This window comes from Streptomyces sp. NPDC001407 (genome assembly GCF_042895325.1).
GTDB lineage: Bacteria > Actinomycetota > Actinomycetes > Streptomycetales > Streptomycetaceae > Streptomyces.
On record NZ_JBIAWF010000006.1, the window covers coordinates 87,743 to 111,622 of the forward strand.

Here is a 23,880-nt window from a genome sequence, read left to right on the forward strand (position 1 = left end):
CGGTAACTTCGGCCAGCCGCTCATAGTGACAGTCCCGCGCCCCTTACGGGGCGCCCCCGGTAACTTCGGCCGGCCGCGCCCCGCCCACCCTCTACGCCGCCTGCAGTTCCTCCGAGTCGTGCGGTGCGCGGATGCCCAGGTCTCGTAGGACTGCCAGGGCCGCCCTGCGGCCCGAGAAGAGGGCGCCCTGGACTGTGCTGGTGTCGCGGTGGTCGCCGCAGACGTAGAGGCCGGACAGCAGGCGGACCGGGCGGCGTACGTCGTGCGGGGCCGGCATCGCCGGGACCGCGTCCGCGTCGTGGTGGGCGGCCAGCAGCTGCCAGCCGGTGGTGGACGTGCCGTAGACCCGGGCGAGTTGGGCGCGGGCCGCGCGGTCCAGTTCGGCGGTGGGCAGCCCGGCCGCGGCGCCGAGCACCGTCGAGGTGATCAGGGCCCGGCCCGCGGGCGCCCTGGTGGGGTCGACCTCGCTGGCCACCATCGTGTGCGCGACGGGCCCGCGCCGCCCCCCGGCGATGATCAGTGACGCTTCGCGCAGCGGCGGTTCCGGGGTGGTGTGGTGCAGCACCGTCACCGGGTGGAACCCCGGCATCCGCAGGCCCGGGATCAGCTCCGCCGCCGCCCGGGCACCCGTGGCCACGACCACAGAACGGCAGCGGAACTCGCCGTGCCCGGCCGTCTCGACGGAGGTGGTGCAGGCGGCCTCGGCGCGGACGCCCGTACGGACCGTGCCGGGCGGCAGCAGCGCGGCGAGCAGTTCGGGGACGGTGTCCGCGCCGCCCTCCGGCAGGCACAGGCGGCCGCGGGCGTAGCCGCGCAGCACCAGGTCGGCGCAGCGGCTGGACGTCGTGAGGTCCGGATCGCACAGCAGGGACGCCAGCAGGGGGCGCAGGAAGCCCTCGACCGTGCGGGACGGCAGGCCGCGCCCCGCGAGGGTGTCGGCGGTGGGCCGGTCCGGGCGGGCGAGCACCCGGTGGGCGGGCAGGGCGGCCAGCCGGGCCAGGGCGGTGCCGAGCCGGGCCTGGTCGAGGCCGCCGGCGCGGGAGGAGCGGGCGGCCGTGGCGAGGGCCCGGGCCGTGGTGAACGCGCGCTTGCCGTGGCCCGGTTCGCCGGTGCGCTGGTTGCGTCCGTCGGCGTGGACCAGGACGCCGGGGGCGAAGGGGCGCAGGGTGAGGGCGTCCAGGCCCGGGGTGCGGAGCAGTTCGGGGAAGGCGGTGTTGAGCAGCTGTGCCGTGCGGTCCAGCCGGAACCCGTCGACCTGGCCGGTTGTCATCCGTCCACCGACGTAAGGGGCGGCCTCCAGGACGGTGACTGTTACCCCGGCGGCGGTGAGCCGGTGCGCCGCGGAGAGCCCGGCGAGGCCTGCTCCCACGATGACGACGTCGGCGTCGTGTGCGGTGTCGCGTGCGCTGCTGAGCACGTGCCCTCCTGGGGTCGGTCCGCTCGCTCTGGGGCCTGATGCCCTCAACGGGCAGCGGCAATGCGCGATTTGCCTCGACCGTAGAGAGAAATTCGGTCAACAACAGTCGCGCACGGACAGAGCACGGTCGCACGGTGGTCGCACGTTCCGGAGGGCCGCGTCGGGGCCGTGTTCAGCGTGTGTCGGTCAGCGCCGCGCGTACGGCGCTCTCGACGTCGGGGAAGGCGAAGGAGAAGCCGGAGTCCAGCAGCCGCCGTGGCAGTACGCGCTGGCTCGCGAGCACATCACCGGCCATCTCGCCCAGTGCCAGCCGGAGCGCGGGCGCGGGCGCGGTGCACAGCGTCGGCCGGTGCAGCACGCGCCCCATGACCTCGGTCACCTCGCGGTTGGTGACCGGCCGGGGCGCCGTGAGGTTCACGGGCCCGGACAGGCCCTCGGTGTCCAGAAGATGGCGCAGGGCGGCGACGTGGTCGTGCAGCGCGATGAAGCTCCAGAACTGCCGCCCGCTGCCCAGCCGTCCGCCCAGGCCGAACCGGAAGAGCGGGAAGAGCTTGGCCCAGGCGCCGCCGTCGCAGGAGACGACGAGCCCGGTGCGCGCGAAGACCGTGCGCACGCCGGCCTCGGCCGCGGCACCGGTCGCCTCCTCCCACTCCTGGCAGAGGTCGGCGAGGAAGCCGTGGCCGGGCGGGGTGCTCTCGTCGGCCTCCTGCTCGCCCGTGTCGCCGTAGATGCCGATCGCGCTGCCGCTGACCAGCACGCGCGGCGGGGTGTCGAGGGAGGCGAGGGCCTCGGCGAGGGCGGCGGTGCCCAGCACGCGGCTGTCGCGGATCTTCTTCTTGTAGGCCGCGGTCCAGCGGTGGTCGCCGATGCCGGCGCCCGCCAGGTGCACCACGCCCTCGCACCCGGCGAGCCCGTCGGTGTCCACCCACTGCCGCTCGGGGTCCCACTCCACCTCCGCCGCGGACCGTGGCGGGCGGCGCACCAGGCGCACGGCCTGGTGGCCGTCCTCGGTGAGGGAGCGTACGAGTGCCTTGCCGATGAGACCGGACGAGCCGGTGATCGCGATCCGCATGTACCCATCCTGTCGGGTGGTTCACTGCTCCCTGAAGCGGGACCACAGTCTGGGGAAGCGTTCCGCCAGCACGGACTCGTCCTCCAGGTCGAAGGGCGTGCCCAGCGGTTCGCGCGGCGGGGCGGGCAGCGCGAGGTCGGGCGTCTCGGCGCCGGTCAGCTGTTCGTACGCCTCGTCGGCCGCGTAGCCCAGGTCCTCCCCGTCGCCGTCCACCTCGTCGTCGAAGTCCTCCAGGAGCTCCGCGAGGTGGTCGGGGTCGTGTATGCCGCCCTCGAAGACCTCCCGGCCCTGGCCGATGAGCCAGCAGCGGAAGTAGTCGAAGGCGTCGTCGCCGGCGCCGTTCAGCAAGACGGCCGCCGCGCCCCACAGGTCCCACAGATAGGACCGGTTGTAGCGCGCCTCGAAGTGCCGGGCGAAGTCCACCACGTCGTCGGGGTCGAGCTGCATCAGCCGCTCGACCAGCAGATCGGCCTGGTCCTCGGCGTCGCCCTCGGCGGCCTCGCGCGTGGCGTCGATCAGTTCCCAGAACTCCGTCTCGTCCATCACGGCACCAGCATCGGGCCAACCACCGGGCGCCGCACGTGGAGCGGACCGGATGCGGCCGTGTCGTTACCGGCGCGTCGCCCGAAGGGGATCCCGCGAATCAGGACAGGAGGTGTCTGGAATGGCTGGCAGGGTCCCCCGTGCGAAGACCGGCAGGACATCGGCAGGACATCGGCACGACGGAAGGACACCAGGACGTGAACACTCAAAGCGCGTCGGACGGACCGCTGGCGGGCAAGGTGGCCCTCGTCGCGGGAGCGACACGGGGAGCGGGCCGGGCCATGGCCGTGGCGCTGGGCGAGATGGGCGCGACCGTCTACGCGACGGGCCGCACCACGCGCGAACACCGCAGCGAGGTCGGGCGGGCGGAGACCATCGAGGAGACCGCCGGGCTGGTCACGGCGGCGGGCGGCACCGGCGTCGCCGTGCCCACCGACCATCTGGAGCCGGAGCGGGTGAAGGCGCTCGTCGAGCGGATCGACCGCGAGCGGGGGCGGCTGGACGTGCTCGTCAACGACGCCTGGGGCGGCGATCACCTGATCGAGTTCGACAAGAAGGTGTGGGAGGCGGATCTCGGCAAAGGGCTGCGCATGCTGCGGCTCTCCCTGGAGACGCACGCGATCACCAGCCATTACGCGCTGCCGCTGCTGATCCGGCGGCCCGGGGGACTGGTCGTGGAGATCACCGACGGCACGGAGGAGTTCAACGCCGCCTACCGCGGCAACCTCTTCTACGACCTCGCGAAGTACGGGCCGATCCGGATGGCGCGCGGCCTCGCGGAAGAGCTCAAGGAGTACGGCGGGACCGTCCTCTCCCTCACGCCGGGGTTCCTGCGCTCGGAGGCGATGCTCGATCACTTCGGGGTGACCGAGGAGACGTGGCGCGACGCGGTGCGCAAGGACCCGCACTTCGCGATCTCGGAGTCACCAGTGCTCGTCGGCCGGGCGGTCGCGCACCTCGCGGCGGACCCGGACAGGGCCCGCTGGAACGGGGCCTCGCTCTCGAGCGGTGAGCTGGCCCGGGAGTACGGGTTCACCGACGCGGACGGTTCGCGCCCGGACTGCTTCGCGTACTTCAAGAACGTGGTCTCCGGCGGAAAGGAGGCGCCGGCGGCGGACTACCGCTAGGGCACGCCCTCCGGCCCGTACAGCTCCGCGCTGCGCGCCGCAGCCGAGGCGAACCGTTCACGCAGGGGCTCGGGTTCCAGGACCTCCGCCTCCGGGCCCAGGGCCAGCAGCTGTTCGTAGGCCACCTCCAGCGACTCCACGCCCAGGGTGACCGTGATCCGGCCCCGGTCGTCCGGCGGGCCGGCGGACTCGGTCGCCTCGCGGGCCGCCGTGCGGTCGGTGACGTGGGGGAGGCGGCGGGCGCCCTCGGGGGTGAGGCGGAGCACGGTCTGTTCGCGCAGCAGTGAGCGGGTGAACTCCGCCGCCCGCGCCTCCCAGAAGACCGGCAGGTCGAAGTCCTCGGCGCGGAGGAACCGTTCCTCCCCGACGGTCACGGCGGTGAAGCGGTCCACGCGGTAGACCCGGAAGTCCGCGCCCGCGCGGGCCGCGAGATACCAGACCCCGGCCTTCAGGACGAGGCCGTACGGGTCCAGGTCCCGCTCCACCTCGGCGTCGCGCCTGCGGTAGCGGGCCGTCAGCCGGCGGTCGTCCCAGACCGCGTCGGCGATCGCGGGCAGCAGTTCGGGAGGGTCGGCCGGCTGCCACCAGCCGGGGGCGTCCAGGTGGAAGCGCTGGGCCGCGTTCGCCGGGGCGTCGCGGAGCTCGGGCCGGAGCGCGGCGGAGATCTTGAGCCGGGCGGCGGAGGCGGCGTCGGCGAGACCCATCTCGCGCAGCGCGGACGGGACCCCGGAGAGGAACAGCGCTTCCGCTTCCGTGCGCCCGAGACCGGTCAGCCGCGTGCGGTAGCCACCGACGAGGCGATAGCCGCCGGACCGGCCGCGGTCGGCGTAGACGGGGACGCCCGCTTCGGACAGGGCGAGGACGTCCCGGGCGACGGTACGCTCCGAGACCTCCAGCTGCCGCGCCAGTTCGGACCCCGTCATCGACGTCCGGGACTGGAGGAGCAGCACCAGTTTGATCAGGCGGGCCGCGCGCATGAGTTCATCATGCCCAGTGGCACCGGCGTTACGGTTTCCGGCATCCGGTGATCGCGGCGACGACAGGACTCCGCGCGTCGGCCAGGGCATGGAAGGCGCACGGAGTCCTGCCCTCACCGTCGAGCCTCGCCATGTCACAGGACAGGGCGCCATGGCGGGGCTCGCACCGGAAGGACCGGATGACCGGGACGCGATGCGTCCCGCGGAGACGATACGCCTCTGATCGATGATCGATCAACGTCGGGTACGGAAAAACTTTCCCGCGCAGCGGAGACCGGGGGGTCAGATCCGCGGCGCGCAGCTCAGGACGTGGGTCTTCAGCAGCTCGCCGATGTCCGGGTCGCGCCGCCTGAACGCCTCCACGATCTCCGCGTGGTCCTCGGCGTAGGACCGCGGCTCCGGGCTCAGCCAGCGGATCGACAGCGTCGTCCACACCTCGATGCCCAGCGACTCCCAGGTGTGCAGCAGGACGGCGTTCCCGGCCGCCCTGACGATCTCCCGGTGGAAGGCCACCGTGTGCCGCACCTGCGCCTCCCCGTCGCCCGAGCGGTCCGCGGCGTACAGCGCCTCCACCTCCGGCCGCAGCGCCGAGTCGTCCTCGGCGAGCACGGGCGCGGCGAGCTCGGCCGCGAGCCGCTCCAGGCCCGCCCGCACGGGGTAGCTCTCCTTGAGGTCGGTGGCGGTGAGGCCGCGGACCCGTACGCCCTTGTTGGGCACCGACTCGATCAGCCGCAGCGACTCCAGCTCGCGCAGGGCCTCCCGGACGGGCGTCTGGCTCACCGCCAGCTCGGCGGCGATCCGGCGCTCCACGATCCGCTCGCCCGGCTGCCAGCGGCCGCTGATGATTCCCTCGAGGATGTGCTCGCGGATCTGCTCACGCAGCGAATGCACGACGGGTGTGGCCATGGGGGCTCCTTAGGGGCGGGCCCGGATCGGACCGGAGGTCATTATTCCCGGGAGGTGGACGCCGTCGGCGGCGCGGCTGGTTTCGGGAGCGTAAAGCCGCGCGTACGGCGAAGGGCGCGGCCCCGGTCCGTACCGCAGTACGGGACCGGGGCCGCGCCCTTCAGGCTGCCCTGGGAGGCGAGGAGCTACAGACCGATCTCGGTCTCGAACTCGGCGGCCTCCAGGATCTCCTTGACGGCCGTCAGGTAGCGGGCCGCGTCGGCGCCGTCCACCAGGCGGTGGTCGTAGGAGAGCGACAGGTAGGTCATGTCGCGGACGGCGATGACCGTGCCCTCGGGGGTCTCGACGACCACCGGGCGCTTGACGGTCGCGCCGATGCCCAGGATGCCGACCTGGTTCGGGGGCACGATGACCGTGTCGAACAGCGCACCGCGCGAGCCGGTGTTGCTGATCGTGAAGGTCGCGCCGGCGAGGTCGTCCGGCGTGATCTTGTTGGAGCGGACCTTGCCGGCCAGCTCCGCGGTCTTCTTGGCGATGCCCGCGATGTTGAGGTCACCCGCACCCTTGATGACCGGGGTCATCAGGCCCTTCTCCGAGTCGACGGCGATGCCGACGTTCTCGGAGTCGAAGTAGGTGATGGTGCCCTCTTCGTCGTTGATCCGGGCGTTGACGACCGGGTGGGCCTTCAGCGCCTGGACGGCGGCCTTGACGAAGAACGGCATCGGGGAGAGCTTGACGCCCTCACGCTGCGCGAACGCGTCCTTGGCCTTGCCGCGCATCTTCATGATCTTGGTGATGTCCACCTCGACCACGGAGGTGAGCTGCGCCTGGCCGTGCAGCGCCTTCATCATGTTGTCGCCGATGACCTTGCGCATGCGGGTCATCTTGACCGTCTGGCCACGCAGCGGCGACGGGGCCGCGGCAGCGGCCTTCGGCGCGGCGGCGGGGGCGGCGGCCGGAGCCGGCGCGGCCTTGGCGGCCTCGGCGGCGGCGATGACGTCCTGCTTGCGGATGCGGCCACCGACACCGGTGCCCTGGACGCCCGCGAGGTTGACGCCGTTCTCGGCGGCGAGCTTGCGCACCAGCGGGGTGACGTAAGCGCCGTCGGACGCGGCAGCGGCGGCCGGGGCCGGGGTGACGGGCGCGGCAGCCGGAGCGGGCGCGGCCGGAGCCGGAGCCGGGGCGGCAGCCGGGGCCGGGGCAGCGGCGGGAGCCGGGGCCGGGGCGGCCGGAGCGGCGGGGGCGGCCGGGGCCGGAGCCGGGGCAGCCGGAGCCGCGGGCGCCGGGGCAGCGGCCGGAGCCGGAGCGGCGGCCGGGGCAGCGGCGGCCGGAGCGGCACCCGCGGCACCGATGACGGCGAGCTTGGCGCCGACCTCGGCGGTCTCGTCCTCACCGACGACGATCTCCAGCAGGACGCCGGCGACCGGGGCGGGGATCTCGGTGTCGACCTTGTCGGTGGAGACCTCGAGCAGCGGCTCGTCGACCTCGACCGACTCGCCGACCTCCTTGAGCCAGCGGGTGACGGTGCCCTCGGTCACGGACTCGCCCAGGGCGGGGAGCACGACCGGGGTGCCCTCGGCGGCACCGGCGGCGGGGGCCGCGGGGGCCTCCTCGACCGGAGCCGCGGGGGCGGCGGGGGCCTCGGCGACCGGGGCGGGAGCCTCGGCCGGAGCGGCGGGGGCCTCCTCGGCCGGGGCCGCGGCCTCGGCCGGGGCGCCGGTGCCGTCGTCGATGATGGCCAGCTCGGCGCCGACCTCGACCGTCTCGTCCTCGGCGACCTTGATGGAGGCCAGGATGCCGGACGCGGGCGCCGGGATCTCGGTGTCGACCTTGTCGGTGGAGACCTCGAGCAGCGGCTCGTCGGCCTCGACACGCTCACCCTCGGCCTTGAGCCAGCGGGTGACGGTGCCCTCGGACACGCTCTCGCCGAGCGCCGGCAGTGTTACGGAAACCGCCATGGTTGCGGTTGCTCCTTACGAGTAGTGCGGATGGTGGTGCGCTCGGGAATTAGTCGTGCGCGTGCAGCGGCTTGCCGGCCAGGGCCAGGTGGGCCTCGCCGAGAGCCTCGTTCTGCGTCGGGTGCGCGTGGATGAGCTGCGCGACCTCGGCGGGCAGCGCCTCCCAGTTGTAGACCAGCTGGGCCTCGCCGACCTGCTCACCCATACGGTCACCGACCATGTGGACGCCGACGACGGCACCGTCCTTGACCTGGACGAGCTTGATCTCGCCCGCGGTCTTGAGGATCTTGCTCTTGCCGTTGCCCGCGAGGTTGTACTTCAGGGCGACGACCTTGTCCGCGCCGTAGATCTCCTTGGCCTTGGCCTCGGTGATGCCCACGGAGGCGACCTCGGGGTGGCAGTACGTCACCCGGGGCACGCCGTCGTAGTCGATCGGCACGGGCTTGAGACCGGCCAGTCGCTCCGCCACCAGGATGCCCTCGGCGAAGCCGACGTGCGCGAGCTGGAGCGTCGGGACGAGGTCACCGACGGCCGAGATCGTCGGCACGTTGGTCTGCATGTACTCGTCGACCAGGACATAGCCGCGGTCCATCGCGACGCCCTGCTCCTCGTAGCCCAGGCCCTGCGAGACCGGGCCGCGGCCGATGGCGACGAGCAGGATCTCGGCCTCGAACTCCTTGCCGTCCGCGAGGGTGACCTTCACGCCGTCGGCGGTGTACTCCGCCTTCTGGAAGAAGGTGCCGAGGTTGAACTTGATGCCGCGCTTGCGGAAGGCGCGCTCCAGCAGCTTGGAGCTGTTCTCGTCCTCGACCGGGACGAGGTGCTTGAGGCCCTCGACGATCGTGACGTCGGTCCCGAAGGACTTCCACGCGGAGGCGAACTCGACGCCGATGACGCCGCCGCCCAGGACGATCGCGGACTTCGGCACGCGGTCCAGGGTCAGACCGTGGTCCGAGGAGATGATGCGGTTGCCGTCGATCTCCAGGCCCGGCAGCGACTTCGGCACGGAGCCGGTCGCCAGCAGGATGTGGCGGCCCTGGATGCGCCGGCCGTTCACGTCGACGGAGGTCGGGGAGGACAGACGGCCCTCGCCCTCGATGTAGGTCACCTTGCGGGAGGCGACCAGACCCTGGAGGCCCTTGTACAGGCCGGCGATCACGTCGTCCTTGTACTTGTGGACGCCCGCGATGTCGATGCCCTCGAAAGTGGCCTTGACACCGAACTGCGCGGCCTCGCGGGCCTGGTCGGCGATCTCACCGGCGTGCAGCAGCGCCTTGGTGGGGATGCAGCCGTTGTGCAGGCAGGTGCCGCCGAGCTTGTTCTTCTCGATCAGAGCGACGTCCAGACCCAGCTGCGCTCCGCGCAGGGCAGCGGCGTAACCGCCGCTACCGCCTCCGAGGATCACTAGGTCGAAAACGGTGCTGGCGTCGTTCGCCACGTCACGTCCTCCATGCATGGAATACGCCGGAGCCGGTCGTCTCTGACCGGGCGGCGGCTGTTGTTCGGCCGCTTTTGCTTCGGCCCTGGGTCAATGGGGCCCTGTCCTGCCGAGACAACATCTTCGCACTTGTTGACGGACGGCGGGACGCCGGGCGGGGGCTCCGAGGAGACTGATGCGTCACCTTCGGGGGTTACTCGCGCGTACGAGGTGTGGATTTCGTTACGGGCGAACGAATGGCGGGCGGCCCCGGGCGAAACGCTCGGGGCCGCACATTTCGTACGCGGGTCCGATCCGGCTCAGCCGAGGTCGCCGTCGGCGGTGTGCTCCGCCAGCCGGACCAGGGTGCGGATCGCGGAGCCGGTGCCGCCCTTCGGGGTGTAGCCGAAGGGAGCGCTCTCGTGGTACGCGGGACCGGCGATGTCCAGGTGCGCCCACGGGATGCCCTCGCCCACGAACTCCTTCAGGAAGATGCCCGCGAGCAGGCCGCCGCCCATCCGCTCGCCCATGTTGGCGAAGTCGGCGACCGGCGAGTCCATCGCCTTGCGCAGCTCGGCCGGGAGCGGCATCGGCCACGCCTGCTCGCCCGCCTCCTCGGCGATCTCGTGGACCGAGGCGCGGAACGCGTCGTCGTTGGCCATGACGCCGAACGTGCGGTTGCCGAGCGCGAGCACCATGGCACCCGTCAGGGTGGCGACGTCCACGATCGCGTCGGGGTTCTCCTCCGAGGCGCGGGCCAGGGCGTCGCCCAGGACCAGGCGGCCCTCGGCGTCGGTGTTGAGGACCTCGCAGGTCTTGCCGCCGTACATCCGCAGCACGTCACCCGGGCGGGTGGCGGTGCCGGACGGCATGTTCTCGGCGAGAGCCAGCCAGCCGGTCACGTTGACGCGCAGGCCGAGCCGCGCGGCGGTGACGACCGCGGCGAACACGGCGGCGGCGCCGGCCATGTCGCACTTCATCGTCTCGTTGTGGCCGGCCGCCTTCAGCGAGATGCCGCCCGAGTCGTAGGTGATGCCCTTGCCGACCAGCGCGAGCGTCTTCTCGGCCTTGGGGTGGGTGTAGCCGAGGCGCACCAGCCGCGGCGGGTTGGCGGAGCCCTGGCCGACGCCCATGATGCCGCCGAAGCCGCCCTTGAGCAGCGCCTTCTCGTCCAGCACCTCGACCTTGAAGCCGTGCTCCTTGCCCGCGGCCTGGGCCGTGGCGGCGAAGACCTTCGGGGTGAGGTCGTTCGGCGGGAGGTTGACCAGGTCGCGGGCCCGGTTGATCTCCTCGGTCAGCGCGGTCGCGCGCTCGGCCGCCGCCTTGAACGCCTTGTCGCGGGGCTTGGCGCCCAGCAGCGCGACCTCGCCGAGCGGGGCGTTCTTGCCCGACTTGTCGGCGTTTTTGCTGCTGCCGTCGACCGGCACGAAGGAGTACGCGCCGAGCAGCGCGCCCTCGGCGACGGCCGCGGCCGCCTCGGCGTCCTCCACCGGCAGGGCGAACCCGGCCTTCTTGACGCCCGTCAGCGCGCGGGCAGCGGAGCCGGCGGCGCGGCGGAGGGCCTCGTGGCCGAAGCCCTCGTCCTTCGCCGGGGCGTCGCCCAGCCCGACCGCCAGCACGAGCGGGGCCTTCAGCCCGGACGGGGCGGGGAGCTTGGTCGTCTCGCCCTCGCCGCCCGCGGCGCCGAGGGTCTCCAGGACGGCGGCGAGCTTTCCGTCGAACGCCTTGTCCACGGCTTCGGCGCCGGGCGCGACGACCGGGCCCTTGGGGCCCTTCGCCACGCCGATGACGATGGCGTCCGCGCGGAGCGTCGCCGCACTGGATGTGCTGAGAGTCAGAGCAGACACGGTGGTGGGGTCCCTACTTCCGTTGAGTTCCTCGGCCGATGGGTGGGCCGGCCGCACCCTGCGCATCGTATGCGCCTCCTGCGCGCCGCCGGGGTGCGGCCTCCCGGCGGGGCCCTTCTTCGGCCCTTCTTCGGCCGCTCTTCGGCCGCTCTTCGGCCGCGACCGGCTCCGCTCCCGACTGCGGAGCGTGGCGGTCAGCCCATGGTCAGGACGACCAGAGCCGTCGTCGCCGAGGTCTCCGCGAGGGCGCCGAAGACATCGCCCGTCACCCCGCCGAAGCGGCGTACGCAGTGGCGTAGCAGCAGCTCACCGGCCATGAGGGCGAGCGCCACCGCGACCCCCGCGCGCAGCGCGGCGTACGGTCCGGCGGCCCACCGCGCACCCGCCGCCGCGCAGACCACCGCCGCCGCCACCGCCACCGCGGACCGGGTCCGTACGACGCCCGCGACCGCCGCGCCCAGCCCCTCCGGGCGTGCCGCCGGGACGCCGGAGCGGGACGCGAGGGTCAGGGAGCAGCGGGCGGCCAGGGCGGCCGTGGCGGCCGCGAGCGCGCCGCGGGCCGGGGCCGCGGCGTAGAGCGAGGCGAGCGCCGCCACCTGGCCGAGGAGGGCCAGCAGCAGGGTGACGACGCCGAAGGGCCCGATGTCGGACCGCTTCATGATGCGCAGCGCGTCCTCGGCCGGCTTGCCGCTGCCCAGGCCGTCGGCGACGTCCGCGAGGCCGTCCAGGTGGAGGGCGCGGGTGAGGACCGCGGGCACCGCGACCGTGGCCACGGCCGCGACCGGGGCGCCCGCGCCGAGCAGCAGGAACAGCAGCCCCACCGCGCCCGCGACGGTCCCCACGGCCAGCCCCGCCAGCGGTGCCGCGAGCATGCCGCCGCGCGCCGCACCCCGGTCCCAGCGGGTGACCCGCACGGGCAGGACGGTCAGGGTGCCGAAGGCGAACCGGAGGGCCTCGCCGGGAGTCGCGCGAGCTGAAGTCGTGTCGGTCATCGCGGGCACCCTATCCCGCCCCCTCAGCGCAGTAGGTTTGCTGGTGAGAGGCGTTCGGGAGCGGGAGATCCATGGGCCACTGGTGGGCGCGCAACATCGTCGAACCGGGCAAGTTGCCCCTGCTGCTCGCGCTGACCGCCTTCGTCATGACGTTCCTGGTGACCCGGGTGATCACCCGGCTGATCCGGGCGGGCCGGGGCCCCTTCCGCAACATCAGCCCCGGCGGCCTGCACGTGCACCATGTGGTGCCCGGCATCGTGCTGATGGTCGTCGGCGGCTTCGGCGCGGTCGCGGAGGGCCGGCACGGCTTCGGCGCCTCGGTCTCGGCCGTCCTCTTCGGCACCGGCGCAGGTCTCGTGCTGGACGAGTTCGCGCTCGTCCTGCACCTGGACGACGTCTACTGGACGGAGCAGGGCCGCAAGAGCGTCGAGGTCGTGGTGATGACGGCCGCCCTGGTGGGGCTGGTGCTCTCCGGCTTCCTGCCCTTCGGGGTCAACGAGCTGACCCCGGACGAGCTCCAGAACCGCAGCATCGTGGTGACCAACTTCGTGGTCAACTTCGTGATCGCCCTCTTCGCCCTCGCCAAGGGCAAGCCGCGGATAGCCGTGATCGGCTGCGTGGTGCCGCTGGTGGCACTGATCGGCGCGGTGCGGCTGGCCCGGCCCGGGTCACCGTGGGCGCGGCGCTTCTACCGCCACCGCCCACGGGCCCGCCGCAGGGCGCGGGTGCGCGCCTACCGCCACGACGCCCGCTGGGCCGCGGTGCGCAACCGCCTCCACGACCTGCTGGCGGGCGCCCCGGACCGCTGACCGGCGGCCTCCTGGTACGCGTCGTCGCCGGGTTTGCGCCGCCTGCGCACCTCGTCGGCGACGCACAGCACGAGCATCGTGAGCACCGCCGCTATGTGCTCCTTGCCGGCCAGATTCGGCTTGATCACGGCCTCCGCCACTATGCCCAGCACCACCGCGCCGCAGGTGAACCAGGCGCGGTAGCGCCAGGAGACGTACACCGCGAGGCCCACCACCGCGGCCGAGGGGCCGGTGTCGATGACCTTGGCGGCCTCCGGCGGCAGGCCGAAGACGGAGTCCGGCCCGATGTGGATGGCCAGCCGCGCGTACATCGTCCCGGCGAGGGTGGCGACGTACGAGATGGCGAGCGTGCGCCACTTGCCCAGGCAGATCTCCGCGATGCCGAAGACCAGCAGGATCTGGGCCAGCGCGCCCCACACCGGCAGGTCGAGCGCGGGGACGAACAGCGACAGCGGGGTCCGCAGCAGCGCCAGCCACCAGGGCAGCTGTGCCTGCACGGACCCCAGCTTCTGGACCGGCTCGAACCCCCAGGACTGGTTCTGCACCAGCTGGAAGACCGAGGTCAGCACCACGGCCGTGAGCGTCATCGGGATCGCGCGCAGCCTCTTGCGCGCGAGGGCCCGCCGGACGGTGCCGACGAGCGGACCCCATTCGGTGTACGCGGCGCGACGCAGCGCCGCGCGGTTCATCGCGGGCTCTCCAGATGCTTGCGGTTGAGCCACTTGGGCAGTCCCGGGGCCTCCAGGAAGCCTTCGGCCCGGGCGCTCGCGATCCCGATCCGCAGCAGATCGCTGCTCTTCTCGAAGAGCATGAAACGAGGTTCCCAGATGGGGCGGTACTTCGCATTTGCGCGGTAGAGCGACTCGATCTGCCACCAGCGCGAGAAGAAGCTCAGCAGCGAGCGCCAGATCCGCAGCACCGGGCCCGCGCCCAGCCGCGAGCCCCGCTCGAAGACGGACCGGAACATCGCGAAGTTCAGCGACACCTGGGTGATGCCGAGCCCCTTGGCCTGCTGGAGCAGCTCGATGACCATGAACTCCATCAGGCCGTTCTCGGAGTCCCGGTCGCGCCGCATCAGGTCCAGGGACAGACCCTTGGGGCCCCACGGCACGAAGCTCAGCAGCGCCCGCAGCTCTCCGTCGCCGTCGTGGCACTCCAGCATCACGCAGCGGCCGTCACCGGGGTCGCCGAGCCGGCCCAGCGCCATGGAGAAGCCGCGCTCGGTGGCCCCGTCGCGCCAGTCGTCGGCGCGCCGCAGCAGCTCGGCCATCTCCGCCTCGGGGATGTCCTCGTGACGCCTGATGGTGACGCCGTAACCGGCGCGCTTGACGCGGTTGTACGCCTGGCGCACGGTCCGCATCGCGCGTCCTTCGAGCGTGAACTCGCCGGTGTCCACGATGGCCTCGTCGCCGATCTCTAGGGCGTTCAAACCGTGCCGGGCGTAGATGGTGCCGCCCTCCTCGCTCGCGCCCATCACCGCCGGGCTCCAGCCGTGCTCGCGCGCCTCGGTCAGCCAGGGCTCGATGGCACCGGGCCATGCCTCGGGGTCGCCGATCGGGTCGCCGGAGGCCAGCGAGACCCCGCCCACCACCCGGTAGGTGACCGCCGCCTTGCCGCTGGGCGACCAGATGACGCTCTTCTCGCGGCGCAGCGCGAAATAGCCGAGCGAGTCCCGGTCGCCGTGCCTGGCGAGCAGGGCGCGCAGCCGCTCCTCGTCCTCCCCGGTGAGCGGGTCGGTGGCCCGGCGGGCGCGGAAGGCCGCGTACACCACGAGCAGCAGCAGGGCCGTGCTCATGACGTTGATGAAGACGTTCACCCAGCTGGGCGTGGAGACGCCCGGATAGCGCTCCTCGTCCACGGAGATCGAGATCAGCCGCATGAAGCCGTAGAGCCAGCGGTCCCAGAAGGTGGAGCGCCAGGCGTCGGCTGCCTCGTTGGTGGCCGTCACCAGCAGCCCGGCGATCAGCGAGGTGACCAGCAGGCCGCCCGCCGCGACGAGCGTGGCGAGACGGGGGTTGGCGCGGTCGCCCTTGGCGTAGAACTCGCGCCGGCCCGTGATCAGCGCGGCCACGAAGAGGCCGGTCACCACCAGGGAGAACCAGTTCAGGCCGTGCCTGCTGAACTGCCGGTCGGTCATGAGCAGCGCCATGAACACCAGGAACAGCCCGGACAGCACCAGATTGAGGATCCACGAGGCGCGCTTGCGCCGGCGCAGGGTGACCGCCATGACGAACGACCACAGCGCCGACGCGAAGCCCGCCGTCAGCAGATAGGGGGTGAAGAACTCGTCGACGTTGTGCCGCCGGATGTCCGCGCCGAACGACACCCATACCGCGCTGAGCAGATTGACGAACGTGACCACGCGCAGATACCACACGGCGAACGTGGCGGAACGCCGTGGCCAGACGCTGCCGGTCGGCGTTCCCTCATCCGGAGTCAAGCGAGCTTCTCCCATGAAAAGTGAGCATATGGGGCACCTTCTGCGGTGGAATTCCGGCGTCGGACGGACCCCTGGTCACAGAGGCCGGTCAGGCACGCTCCGGGAGTTCCGCCGCCAGGGCCGCGGCCGCCTGCACCAATGGCAGGGCGAGCAGCGCTCCTGTCCCCTCGCCCACTGTGACGCCATGATCGAGCAAAGGGTTGAGAGCCATCCTGTCGAGTGCCTTCGCCTGGGCCGGGTCCCCGCTCGACTGCCCGGCCAGCCACCAGTCCGGTGCCCGGAACGCCACCCGCTGTGCCACGAGCGCGCAGGCCGCCGAGACCACCCCGTCGAGGATGACCGGCGTCCGGCGCACCGCGCTCTGCAGCAGGAAGCCCGTGGCCGCGGTGAGGTCCGCGCCGCCGGCCGCCGCCAGCAGCTGGAGCTGGTCGCCCAGCACCGGACGGGCCCGGCGCAGCGCGTCGCGGATCGCGGCGCACTTGCGCATCCACGCCAGGTCGTCGATGCCCGCGCCGCCCCGGCCGGTGACCACGGAGGCGTCCGTGCCGCACAGTGCGCCGATCAGGGTGCCCGCCGCGGTGGTGCCGCCCACGCTGAGGTCGCCCAGGACCACCAGGTCCGTGCCCGAGTCGGCCTCCTCGTCGGCGATCGCCATGCCCGCGCGGAACGCCGCCTCGGCCTCCTCGGCCGTCAGCGCGTCCTCGATGTCGATCCGGCCCGAGCCGCGGCGCACGCGGTGCCGCGTGACCTCCTCGGGCAGCTCGGCGGGGTCGCAGTCCACCGACATGTCGACGACCCGCAGCCGCGCCCCGGACCGCCGCGCCAGGATCGCGCCGGTGCTCCGCCCGTCCAGGGCCGCCCGTACGAGCTCGTGGGCGCCCCCCTTCGGGCCCGCCGAGACGCCCAGCTCCGCGACGCCGTGGTCGCCCGCGAACAGCAGCGCCGTGACCCGCTCGACCGGCGCGACCGGTACGGAGCCCTGCGCCGCGGCGAGCCACTCGCCCAGCTCGTCCAGCCGGCCCAGGGCCCCCGGGCGGGGCGCAAGACGCTCCCGCCGTGCTTCGGCATCCCTGCGGACGCCGGGGTCGGGGCGCTCGATCAGGGTGGCGAAGTCATCAAGATTCAGACCGCTCATCCGCGCAACACTACCCGTGGGGGCGGGGGGTATCCCTGTCGGTGCGCCGTGCTTTGCCGCCGCCGGGCCGGGGTCCGCTCCGCCGCCTGTGCCGCGGGCGCCGGCGGGTTCGCCCCCGGCACAGGTCAGCGCAGGGGCAACGCCTGTCCCGCCACCACGAGCACCACCTGCTCGCACTCGCCCGCGACCCTCGCGTTCAGCCTCCCCAGCGCGTCGCGGAAGCGGCGGCCCGAGGACGTCGCGGGGACCACGCCCGAGCCCACCTCGTTGCTGACGGTCACCACCGTGCGGGTCGTCGCGCGCAGGGCCGCCACCAGGGCGTCCACCCGGGCGGCGAGCGCGGCGGAGCCGCCGTTCGACCACGTCGCGTCGTCCCAGGCGCCGGCGGAGTCCATCGCGTCCGTCAGCCACAGCGACAGGCAGTCGATCAGCAGCGGAGGGCCGTCGGCGGCCAGCAGGGGGACGAGGTCGCAGGTCTCCGCCGTACGCCAGGAACCCGGGCGGCGCTCGCGGTGGAGTGCCACCCGGGCCGCCCAGTCGGCGTCGCCCTCCCGCGTGCCGCCGGTGGCCACGTAGAGCACGTCGGGGAAGGACTCCAGCCGCCGCTCCGCCTCCACCGACTTGCCCGACCGGGCGCCGCCCAGGACCAGCGTGCGGCGCGGCAGGTCCGGCACCGCGTGGTAGTCGCCGACGACCAGCGTCGTGCCGTCCGGCACGGCCCGCGCGCCCGCGGCGGCCAGCCGCCGGTGCAGCTCGCGGCCCGGCGGCACGTCGTGGTCGAGGTGGACGGCGAGCACGTCGGTCGTCGCGGCGACCGCGCCCGCGCCGCGCAGCCGGGCGAGCGCGTCGGGCCGCCCGGCGACGTCGAGCAGCACCATGTCGTACGGCTTCGGCCCCACCGGCCCGGCCGTGGCGCCGCCCGGCGGGAGGTAGAGCAGGCGCTCGCCCTCGGGGGACGTCACCTCGTAGCCGGTGCCCGGCGAGTCCAGGGCCATCGCCCGCACCTTGTGCCCGCTGATCAGCGACAGCTCGCGCCCGTCCGGGACCCGCACCGGCGCGGGCAGCCCGGCCGGGAACTCCACCGACGGCCCGTCGTGCGGGTGCGAGAGCAGCACCTGCCGCACCCCCGCGATCGAGCGCCCCGCCCGCGCGGCCGCGAAGGCCGGGCCCGGGGTGAGGTCCAGGAGCAGCGCCCCGTCGACGAGCAGCGCGGTCGCGGCCCGCGCGTCGTCGCCGACGGCGGTGGCGCACGACGCGCAGGGGCAGGCGGGGCGCGGCAGCCCGTCGGGGGCTCCGGTGCCGAGCAGAGTCAGTTCCACGCCCTGATCGTCTCGCGTCCCCGGGCCGCGGGCGCGCGGGGCTCACCCCTTCGCCACGCCGCGCGGCGGTGGCGGGGCCGGAGCGGCCCGCGGGGAGGGCGTACAGGATCCGGCGCGCACGGCCTAGGCTGCGCTGCACAGCACATGGACGTGCGTTGCTATCGAAGGCCCAGGAGGCGGACATGGCGTGGGTGTGGCGGTTCGAGAAGGCCGACGGGACGGAGACGTCGCCCGCGGTGGAGCCGGAGGACTTCACGACGCAAGGGGACGCGGAGTCCTGGATCGGTGAGGTCTGGAAGGACCTCCTCGATGGCGGGGCCGAGCAGGTCACGCTGTTCGAGGACGGCACGGAGATCTACCGGATGAGCCTGCGGGCGGCCGTCGACGGCTGACGCGCTGTGGCCCGGCGCCCCCCGGCGGGGTGCCGGGCCGCGGATTACATCTGGCCCAGGGTCACATTCGCCGTGTGCTCCGAGCCGTCCCGGTCGTACGCCACCTCCGCCCGGTCGCCCGGCTTGAGGGCCGCGAGGGCCTCGGTCAGCGACTGCATGGTCGTGATCGGGTTCTTGTTCACCCGGGTGATGATGTCGCCCGCCTTGAGGCCCGCCTTGTCGGCGGCGCCGTCCCGGGTGACGGAGACGACCGCGACCCCGGCCGGCGCGAAGTCCTGGCCGATGATGGTCCGCGCGGTGATGCCCAGCGCGGCGCGGCCGGAGTCGGTGACCTTGCCGCTCTTGACGATCTGCCCGGCGATGGTGCGCACCGTCGTGGCGGGGATCGCGAAGCCGATGCCGGGCGCGGCGCCCTGGCCGAGCTCCGGGTCGGTGGCGGCGAGGGTCGGGATGCCGATGACCTGACCGGCGAGGTTGACGAGGGCGCCGCCGCTGTTGCCGGGGTTGATGGCCGCGGACGTCTGCACCATGTTGGAGATGGTCGCGCCCGTGCCGCCACCGCCGCGGCCCTCGCTGACCGTGCGGCCCACGGCCGAGACGATGCCCTGGGTGACGCTGCTGGACAGCCCGAGGGGGTTGCCCATGGCCAGCACGATCTGGCCGACCTCGACCTTGGCGGAGTCGCCGAGCGTGGCGGGCTTGATGTTCTTGGGCACGCTGTCGAGCTGGACGACGGCGAGGTCCTGCTCGGGGTAGCTGGACACGAGCCGGGCGCCGACGGTGTCGCCGCCGGTGGCCAGGGTGACCTTGAAGCTCGTGGCGTCGCCGACGACGTGCGCGTTGGTGACGACGTGCCCCTTGTCGTCGTAGACGACCCCGGAGCCGAGGCCCTCACCTGTGGTGATCTGCACGACGGACGGCAGGACGTCCTTGACGACCTTCTCGTACGCGGCCTGGAGGTCCCCGGCGGGCCCGGCGACCGAGGGGGCGGCGCCGGAGGAGGCCGTCGAGGGGGCCGGGGAGGCCGAGGTGTGCGAGGGGGAACACCCGGCGAGGAGAGCGGAGGCACAGGCCGTGGCGGTCAGGGGGAGGAGGATCCGGCGGGCGAGGGCAGGTGCGCGTGAACCGTCCATAGGGGGAGTATCACGGGCGGGGCCGCCGGTGTCCTGGCCGATGAGGCATCGGGGGCGAACGGTGAGCAGGAGCGGTGACAGGAGATCGGTCCCGGGCGCCGGCCGCCCGGAGACCGAGCCCGCTCGGCCTCAGCCCCGTACCCCGCACAGGTGCAGCAGCGCCGCCACCGCGCGGTAGGGATCCGTCCGCCCCGCCCGGTCCTCCGCCGCCAGCAGGCGGTACAGCTCCGCCCCGGACGGCGGCTCGGCCGCGTCCGGGGCCTGGTCGGTGAAGACCCGCACGCCGTACCACGCGTGGAGCGGCGCCCCGATGCCCGCGAGGGTCGCGGTCAGGGTCTCCAGCTGGTCCGCCCGCACATTCAGGCCGAGGCGGTTGGTGTAGGCGGGCGAGTCGAAGGCCGCCAGCGCGGTCTCCCAGTCACCGGCCAGCCCGGGGCGCATCGCCAGCGCGTCGGCGTTCCGTACGACCAGGGAGAGCAGGCCGCCGGGCGCGAGCACCCGGGCCAGCCCGGCGAGCATCGGGTCGGGCTCCGGCACGTACATCAGCACGCCGTGGCACAGGACGACGTCGAACGCGCCGGGCAGGAAGTGCGCGCCGGTGTCCCGGCCGTCGCCCTCGATGACCCGCACCCGCTCCTGGATGCCCTCCGGCTCGGCGGTCAGCGCCTGCCGGACGGCGGCCACCATCCGCGGGTCGGACTCCAGGCCGGTCACCTCGTGGCCGGCGCGGGCCAGCCGCAGCGCCTGGGTGCCCTGGCCGAGGCCGACGTCCAGGACGCGCAGCCGGCGGCCCACCGGGAAGCGGGCCGCTATCTGCTCGTCGAGCTGGCGCGCGACCAGCTCCTGGCGGACGGTGTTCCGTACCCCCCCGAGCCCTCGTAGCCAGGCGTCGGCGCCACCGCCGAAGCCGGCCGCGGGGGCGGCGCCGGTCAGGGCTTCGCCCCGCGCTTGACCATGGGCTTGGGCAGCCGGAGCCGGCGGATCTGGAGCGTGCGCATCAGGCCGTAGGGCACCGCGCCGCGCAGGTTCTCACCCGGGAAGCGCTGCTTGAGCGCGCGCCGGAGGGTGATGCCCGTGATCACGGAGTTGATGACGATCAGGGCGATGACGACCATCCAGGCGAGCAGCACGTACGCCTGGAAGGAGCCGCGGTTGATCATGCTCATCACGAGGATGATCACGGCGAGGGGGAGGAAGAACTCCGCCACCGAATAGCGCGCGTCCACGAAGTCGCGCGCGAAGCGGCGGATCGGGCCCTTGTCACGGGCCGGCAGGAACCGCTCGTCCCCGTTGGCCAGGGCTTCGCGCTGCTTGGCCAGGTCCACGCGGCGGGCCTCGCGGGCGCGCTTGGCGGCGTCCTTGCGGTTGGCCGGCGTGCTGGCCAGACTGCGGCGCTGCGACGAGGCCTCGCTGCGCTTGGGGGTCGGGCGGCCCTTCGGGGCCTGCGGGTCACGGGGCTGCTGAGGCCGGTCCGCGGTCGCCTTGGCGGCTGCGGCCTGCTCATCCTTGGAAGTGGAACGGCTTCGGAACACGAAACCCAAGGGTACGGGGTGCGGCCGGGCGGTCACCGGCCGCACGGGGAACGATCCGGCAACGGCGGCCCGTTCACCCTGCGGGAGCGGGGGCGAGGCGCACCCCCGGCACCCCGACGCCCGCGTACTCCTTGCGCCGGAGGGCGACGGTCTTCTGATCGTCCTGGAGGAGGAGCGCATCGGCGCCCGAACAGTGCGGTAATGGAAGCAGGCCCCGTACTGTGGGTTCTGCAAGATGTGCTGGAGTTCGTAGTCCGTCAGAAGGGGGCGCCCGAGGCCCATGAGCGGTGTCATGAAGCGTATGGGAATGATTTTCCGCGCGAAGGCCAACAAGGCCCTGGACCGGGCCGAGGATCCGCGCGAGACCCTCGACTACTCGTACCAGAAGCAGCTCGAGCTGCTGCAGAAGGTGCGGCGCGGAGTGGCGGACGTCGCCACCTCCCGCAAGCGCCTGGAGCTCCAGCTCAACCAGCTCCAGGGCCAGTCCGCCAAGCTGGAGGACCAGGGCCGCAAGGCGCTCGCGCTCGGCCGCGAGGACCTTGCGCGTGAGGCGCTCTCCCGCCGGGCCGCGCTCCAGCAGCAGGTCAGCGACCTGGAGACGCAGCACTCCACGCTCCAGGGCGAGGAGGAGAAGCTGACGCTCGCCGCGCAGCGCCTCCAGGCCAAGGTCGACGCCTTCCGCACCAAGAAGGAGACCATCAAGGCCACCTACACCGCCGCCCAGGCCCAGACCCGCATCGGCGAGGCCTTCTCCGGCATCTCCGAGGAGATGGGCGACGTCGGCATGGCCATCCAGCGGGCCGAGGACAAGACGCAGCAGATGCAGGCCCGCGCCGGCGCCATCGACGAGCTGCTCGCCTCGGGCGCCCTCGACGACCCCACCGGCACCGCCAAGGACGACATCACCGCCGAGCTGGACCGCCTCTCCGGCGGCTCGGACGTGGAGCTGGAGCTCCAGCGGATGAAGGCCGAGCTCGCGGGCGGCACCAGCGGCCAGCAGCAGGCCATCGAGGGCGGCAACGGCGGCCAGGCGCACCAGGCGCAGCCGCAGGAGCGGCCGCGCTTCGACAAGCAGTGACCGGGTAATGACCGACAGTGAGTCAGCAGGCACCGGACCGAGGGAGACCGTCATGATCGTGCGGATCATGGGGGAGGGGCAGGTGAAGCTGGCCGACAGCCACTTCACCGAGCTGAACAGGCTGGACGACGAACTGCTCGAGGAGATGGAGAGCGGTGACGAGGAAGGCTTCCGCCGCACCCTCGGCGCTCTCCTCGACGCCGTGCGCCGCCTCGGTACGCCCCTGCCCGACGATGCCCTGGAGCCCTCCGAGCTCATCCTCCCCGCGCCCGACGCGTCGCTGGACGAGGTCAAGGACATGCTGAGCGACGACGGTCTCATCCCCGGCTGACGCCGCCGGACCGGCCACCGGCCGCGCCCCGGCCGGCCCCGCACACTCCAGCACCCGCGGCGCCCCCTCCCCCTCGTGGGGCGGGGGCGCGGCCGGTTCCGCCGGTGCGCCCCGCGCCCCACGAGGGCACCGCGAGACCCTCCTGCCGCGAGACCCTCCTGATGGGACCCGATGACCTCTCTCGCCGTCACCGGTCTGGCCCGCCCCCGCGGCTGGCTGCGCGCCCACCCGCTCGCCGCGGACTCGCTGCTGGCCGCCGCCACCTTCGCGACCGTCCTCATCGGCTCGGTCGTCAACCGCCGCTCCGGCACCCTGCCCCCGCCGGGCGCCGGCTTCATCCTGCTGAGCACCCTGGCCTGCGCCTGCCTGGTGGCCCGCCGGAGGGCACCCAGGACGGTGCTCTGCGCCACCTCCGCGCTGACGCTCATCGAGGTCGTCACCGGCCGTGACGGCCTGCCCCGCACCCAGATCGCGGTGGCCGTCGTCGTCGCCCTCTACACGGTCGCCTCCCGCACCGAGCGGCCCGCCGCCTGGCGCATCGCCGCGCTCACCGTCGCCCTGCTCGGGGGCATCGTGGTGCTCTCGGGGGTGCCGCCCTGGTACTCGCAGGAGAACCTCGGCCTCCTCGCCTGGACCGGCCTGGCCGCCGCCGCGGGCGACGCCGTCCGCAGCCGCCGCGCCTACATCGCGGCGATCGAGGAGCGGGCCGTACGCGCGGAGCGCACCCGCGAGGAGGAGGCCCGCCGCCGCGTCGCCGAGGAACGGCTGCGGATCGCCCGCGAGCTCCACGACGTCGTCGCCCACCACATCGCCCTCGTCAACGTCCAGGCCGGGGTGGCCTCGCACATCATGGACAGCCGCCCCGACCAGGCCAAGGAGGCCCTCGCGCACGTCCGCGAGGCCAGCCGCTCGGCGCTGGCGGAGCTGCGCGCCACGGTCGGCCTGCTGCGGCAGTACGGCGACCCCGAGGCGCCCACCGAACCCGCGCCCGGCCTCGCCGTCCTCGGCCACCTCGTCGACGGCTTCGCCCGCGCGGGCCTGCGCGTCGACGTCGGCGCGGCCTCGGGCCTCCCGGGCGACCGCGCCACCGGTACGGACGCGGCGGAGGCGGCCGCCGTGATCGGCAAGCTGCCCGCCGCCGTCGACCTGGCCGCGTACCGCGTGCTCCAGGAGGCCCTGACCAACGTCCAGAAGCACGCGGGGCCCGGCGCCCACGCCGAGGTCCGCCTCGTACGCGACCCGGAATCCCTCCTCGTCGTCGTCCAGGACGACGGCGGCGACCCGCCCCCGGAACCGGGCGGCACGGCCCGAACCCCTGGCGGCCACGGCCTGATCGGCATGAAGGAGCGCGCCTGCGCCCTGGGCGGCACGTGCGAGGCGGGCCCCCGCGACGGCACCCCCGGCTTCCGGGTCCGCGTCCGGCTTCCGACCGGTGTGGCGGGAGATCGCGCCTAG

General features: G+C 73.5%; 22 protein-coding genes. 6 read left to right on the plus strand and 16 right to left on the minus strand.

Annotated features, from left to right (window positions below):
• Positions 1-91: 91 nt before the first annotated feature.
• From ACFY1P_RS11380 to ACFY1P_RS11390, 3 genes are all read right to left on the minus strand, one after another.
• Positions 92-1,417, minus strand: a complete 1,326-nt coding sequence (locus ACFY1P_RS11380; RefSeq protein ID WP_390750511.1) for an NAD(P)/FAD-dependent oxidoreductase — start codon at positions 1,415-1,417, stop codon at positions 92-94.
• Positions 1,418-1,589: 172 nt separating this feature from the next.
• Positions 1,590-2,489: a TIGR01777 family oxidoreductase gene (locus tag ACFY1P_RS11385; protein ID WP_390750512.1), complete on the minus strand. Its 900-nt coding sequence runs from the start codon at positions 2,487-2,489 to the stop codon at positions 1,590-1,592.
• Positions 2,490-2,510: 21 nt separating this feature from the next.
• Entirely contained in the window at positions 2,511-3,032 is a 522-nt protein-coding gene (locus ACFY1P_RS11390; protein WP_361521689.1) for a DUF4240 domain-containing protein, read from the minus strand.
• A gap of 197 nt (positions 3,033-3,229) precedes the next feature.
• On the opposite strand from ACFY1P_RS11390, the gene ACFY1P_RS11395 reads away from it, so the two are divergent.
• Complete coding sequence (locus ACFY1P_RS11395) at positions 3,230-4,159, plus strand: SDR family oxidoreductase (protein WP_390750513.1); 930 nt, start codon at positions 3,230-3,232, stop codon at positions 4,157-4,159.
• Here ACFY1P_RS11395 and ACFY1P_RS11400 read toward each other — a convergent pair.
• From ACFY1P_RS11400 to ACFY1P_RS11425, 6 genes are all read right to left on the minus strand, one after another.
• Positions 4,156-5,136, minus strand: coding sequence for a WYL domain-containing protein (locus tag ACFY1P_RS11400; protein ID WP_361521680.1), 981 nt, complete (start codon positions 5,134-5,136; stop codon positions 4,156-4,158). The genes ACFY1P_RS11395 and ACFY1P_RS11400 overlap by 4 nt on opposite strands.
• A gap of 282 nt (positions 5,137-5,418) precedes the next feature.
• Positions 5,419-6,042, minus strand: a complete 624-nt coding sequence (locus tag ACFY1P_RS11405) for a GntR family transcriptional regulator (protein WP_361521683.1) — start codon at positions 6,040-6,042, stop codon at positions 5,419-5,421.
• A gap of 185 nt (positions 6,043-6,227) precedes the next feature.
• Positions 6,228-8,000 (minus strand): 2-oxoglutarate dehydrogenase, E2 component, dihydrolipoamide succinyltransferase, encoded by a 1,773-nt coding sequence (gene sucB / locus ACFY1P_RS11410; RefSeq protein ID WP_390750514.1) that lies wholly within the window; start codon positions 7,998-8,000, stop codon positions 6,228-6,230.
• Between the two features lie 49 nt (positions 8,001-8,049).
• Positions 8,050-9,438, minus strand: a complete 1,389-nt coding sequence (gene lpdA / locus ACFY1P_RS11415) for a dihydrolipoyl dehydrogenase (RefSeq protein WP_361535156.1) — start codon at positions 9,436-9,438, stop codon at positions 8,050-8,052.
• Positions 9,439-9,737: 299 nt separating this feature from the next.
• Complete coding sequence (locus ACFY1P_RS11420; RefSeq protein ID WP_361535159.1) at positions 9,738-11,264, minus strand: leucyl aminopeptidase; 1,527 nt, start codon at positions 11,262-11,264, stop codon at positions 9,738-9,740.
• Between the two features lie 194 nt (positions 11,265-11,458).
• Positions 11,459-12,256, minus strand: coding sequence for an adenosylcobinamide-GDP ribazoletransferase (locus ACFY1P_RS11425; protein ID WP_390750515.1), 798 nt, complete (start codon positions 12,254-12,256; stop codon positions 11,459-11,461).
• Between the two features lie 71 nt (positions 12,257-12,327).
• On the opposite strand from ACFY1P_RS11425, the gene ACFY1P_RS11430 reads away from it, so the two are divergent.
• Positions 12,328-13,065, plus strand: coding sequence for a hypothetical protein (locus ACFY1P_RS11430; protein ID WP_361532872.1), 738 nt, complete (start codon positions 12,328-12,330; stop codon positions 13,063-13,065).
• On the opposite strand, the gene ACFY1P_RS11435 is transcribed toward ACFY1P_RS11430, so the two are convergent.
• The 4 genes from ACFY1P_RS11435 to ACFY1P_RS11450 all read right to left on the minus strand — a co-directional run bounded on the left by ACFY1P_RS11435 (position 12,990) and on the right by ACFY1P_RS11450 (position 17,959).
• The gene (locus ACFY1P_RS11435; RefSeq protein WP_361532869.1) at positions 12,990-13,754 is read right to left on the minus strand and encodes a hypothetical protein; all 765 of its coding nucleotides are present in this window, start codon (positions 13,752-13,754) and stop codon (positions 12,990-12,992) included. The genes ACFY1P_RS11430 and ACFY1P_RS11435 overlap by 76 nt on opposite strands.
• On the minus strand, positions 13,751-15,520 hold the full coding sequence (locus ACFY1P_RS11440) for a phosphatidylglycerol lysyltransferase domain-containing protein (protein ID WP_361532866.1): 1,770 nt from the start codon (positions 15,518-15,520) through the stop codon (positions 13,751-13,753). Before ACFY1P_RS11440 ends, ACFY1P_RS11435 begins: the two co-directional genes overlap by 4 nt.
• A gap of 73 nt (positions 15,521-15,593) precedes the next feature.
• Positions 15,594-16,640, minus strand: a complete 1,047-nt coding sequence (locus tag ACFY1P_RS11445) for a nicotinate-nucleotide--dimethylbenzimidazole phosphoribosyltransferase (RefSeq protein ID WP_361532863.1) — start codon at positions 16,638-16,640, stop codon at positions 15,594-15,596.
• A 125-nt stretch (positions 16,641-16,765) separates the two neighbouring features.
• The gene (locus ACFY1P_RS11450; RefSeq protein WP_361532860.1) at positions 16,766-17,959 is read right to left on the minus strand and encodes a bifunctional adenosylcobinamide kinase/adenosylcobinamide-phosphate guanylyltransferase; all 1,194 of its coding nucleotides are present in this window, start codon (positions 17,957-17,959) and stop codon (positions 16,766-16,768) included.
• A gap of 182 nt (positions 17,960-18,141) precedes the next feature.
• On the opposite strand from ACFY1P_RS11450, the gene ACFY1P_RS11455 reads away from it, so the two are divergent.
• Positions 18,142-18,351, plus strand: coding sequence for a hypothetical protein (locus ACFY1P_RS11455; protein WP_361532857.1), 210 nt, complete (start codon positions 18,142-18,144; stop codon positions 18,349-18,351).
• Positions 18,352-18,395: 44 nt separating this feature from the next.
• Here ACFY1P_RS11455 and ACFY1P_RS11460 read toward each other — a convergent pair whose 3' ends face one another.
• The 3 genes from ACFY1P_RS11460 to ACFY1P_RS11470 form a co-directional block, all read right to left on the minus strand.
• On the minus strand, positions 18,396-19,484 hold the full coding sequence (locus tag ACFY1P_RS11460) for a S1C family serine protease (protein WP_390750516.1): 1,089 nt from the start codon (positions 19,482-19,484) through the stop codon (positions 18,396-18,398).
• A gap of 129 nt (positions 19,485-19,613) precedes the next feature.
• Complete coding sequence (locus ACFY1P_RS11465; RefSeq protein ID WP_390750577.1) at positions 19,614-20,324, minus strand: class I SAM-dependent methyltransferase; 711 nt, start codon at positions 20,322-20,324, stop codon at positions 19,614-19,616.
• Positions 20,325-20,413: 89 nt separating this feature from the next.
• Positions 20,414-21,016: a DUF3043 domain-containing protein gene (locus ACFY1P_RS11470; RefSeq protein WP_361532851.1), complete on the minus strand. Its 603-nt coding sequence runs from the start codon at positions 21,014-21,016 to the stop codon at positions 20,414-20,416.
• Between the two features lie 280 nt (positions 21,017-21,296).
• Between ACFY1P_RS11470 and ACFY1P_RS11475 the strand changes: the two genes are divergently transcribed.
• From ACFY1P_RS11475 to ACFY1P_RS11485, 3 genes are all read left to right on the plus strand, one after another.
• A complete protein-coding gene (locus ACFY1P_RS11475) occupies positions 21,297-22,094 on the plus strand; it encodes a PspA/IM30 family protein (protein ID WP_361532848.1) in 798 nt (265 codons plus the stop codon).
• A gap of 52 nt (positions 22,095-22,146) precedes the next feature.
• Positions 22,147-22,425 (plus strand): hypothetical protein, encoded by a 279-nt coding sequence (locus ACFY1P_RS11480; RefSeq protein WP_361532845.1) that lies wholly within the window; start codon positions 22,147-22,149, stop codon positions 22,423-22,425.
• Between the two features lie 171 nt (positions 22,426-22,596).
• Positions 22,597-23,880 carry a histidine kinase gene (locus ACFY1P_RS11485; protein ID WP_361535738.1) on the plus strand — a complete coding sequence of 428 codons (1,284 nt, stop codon included), beginning with the start codon at positions 22,597-22,599 and terminating at the stop codon, positions 23,878-23,880.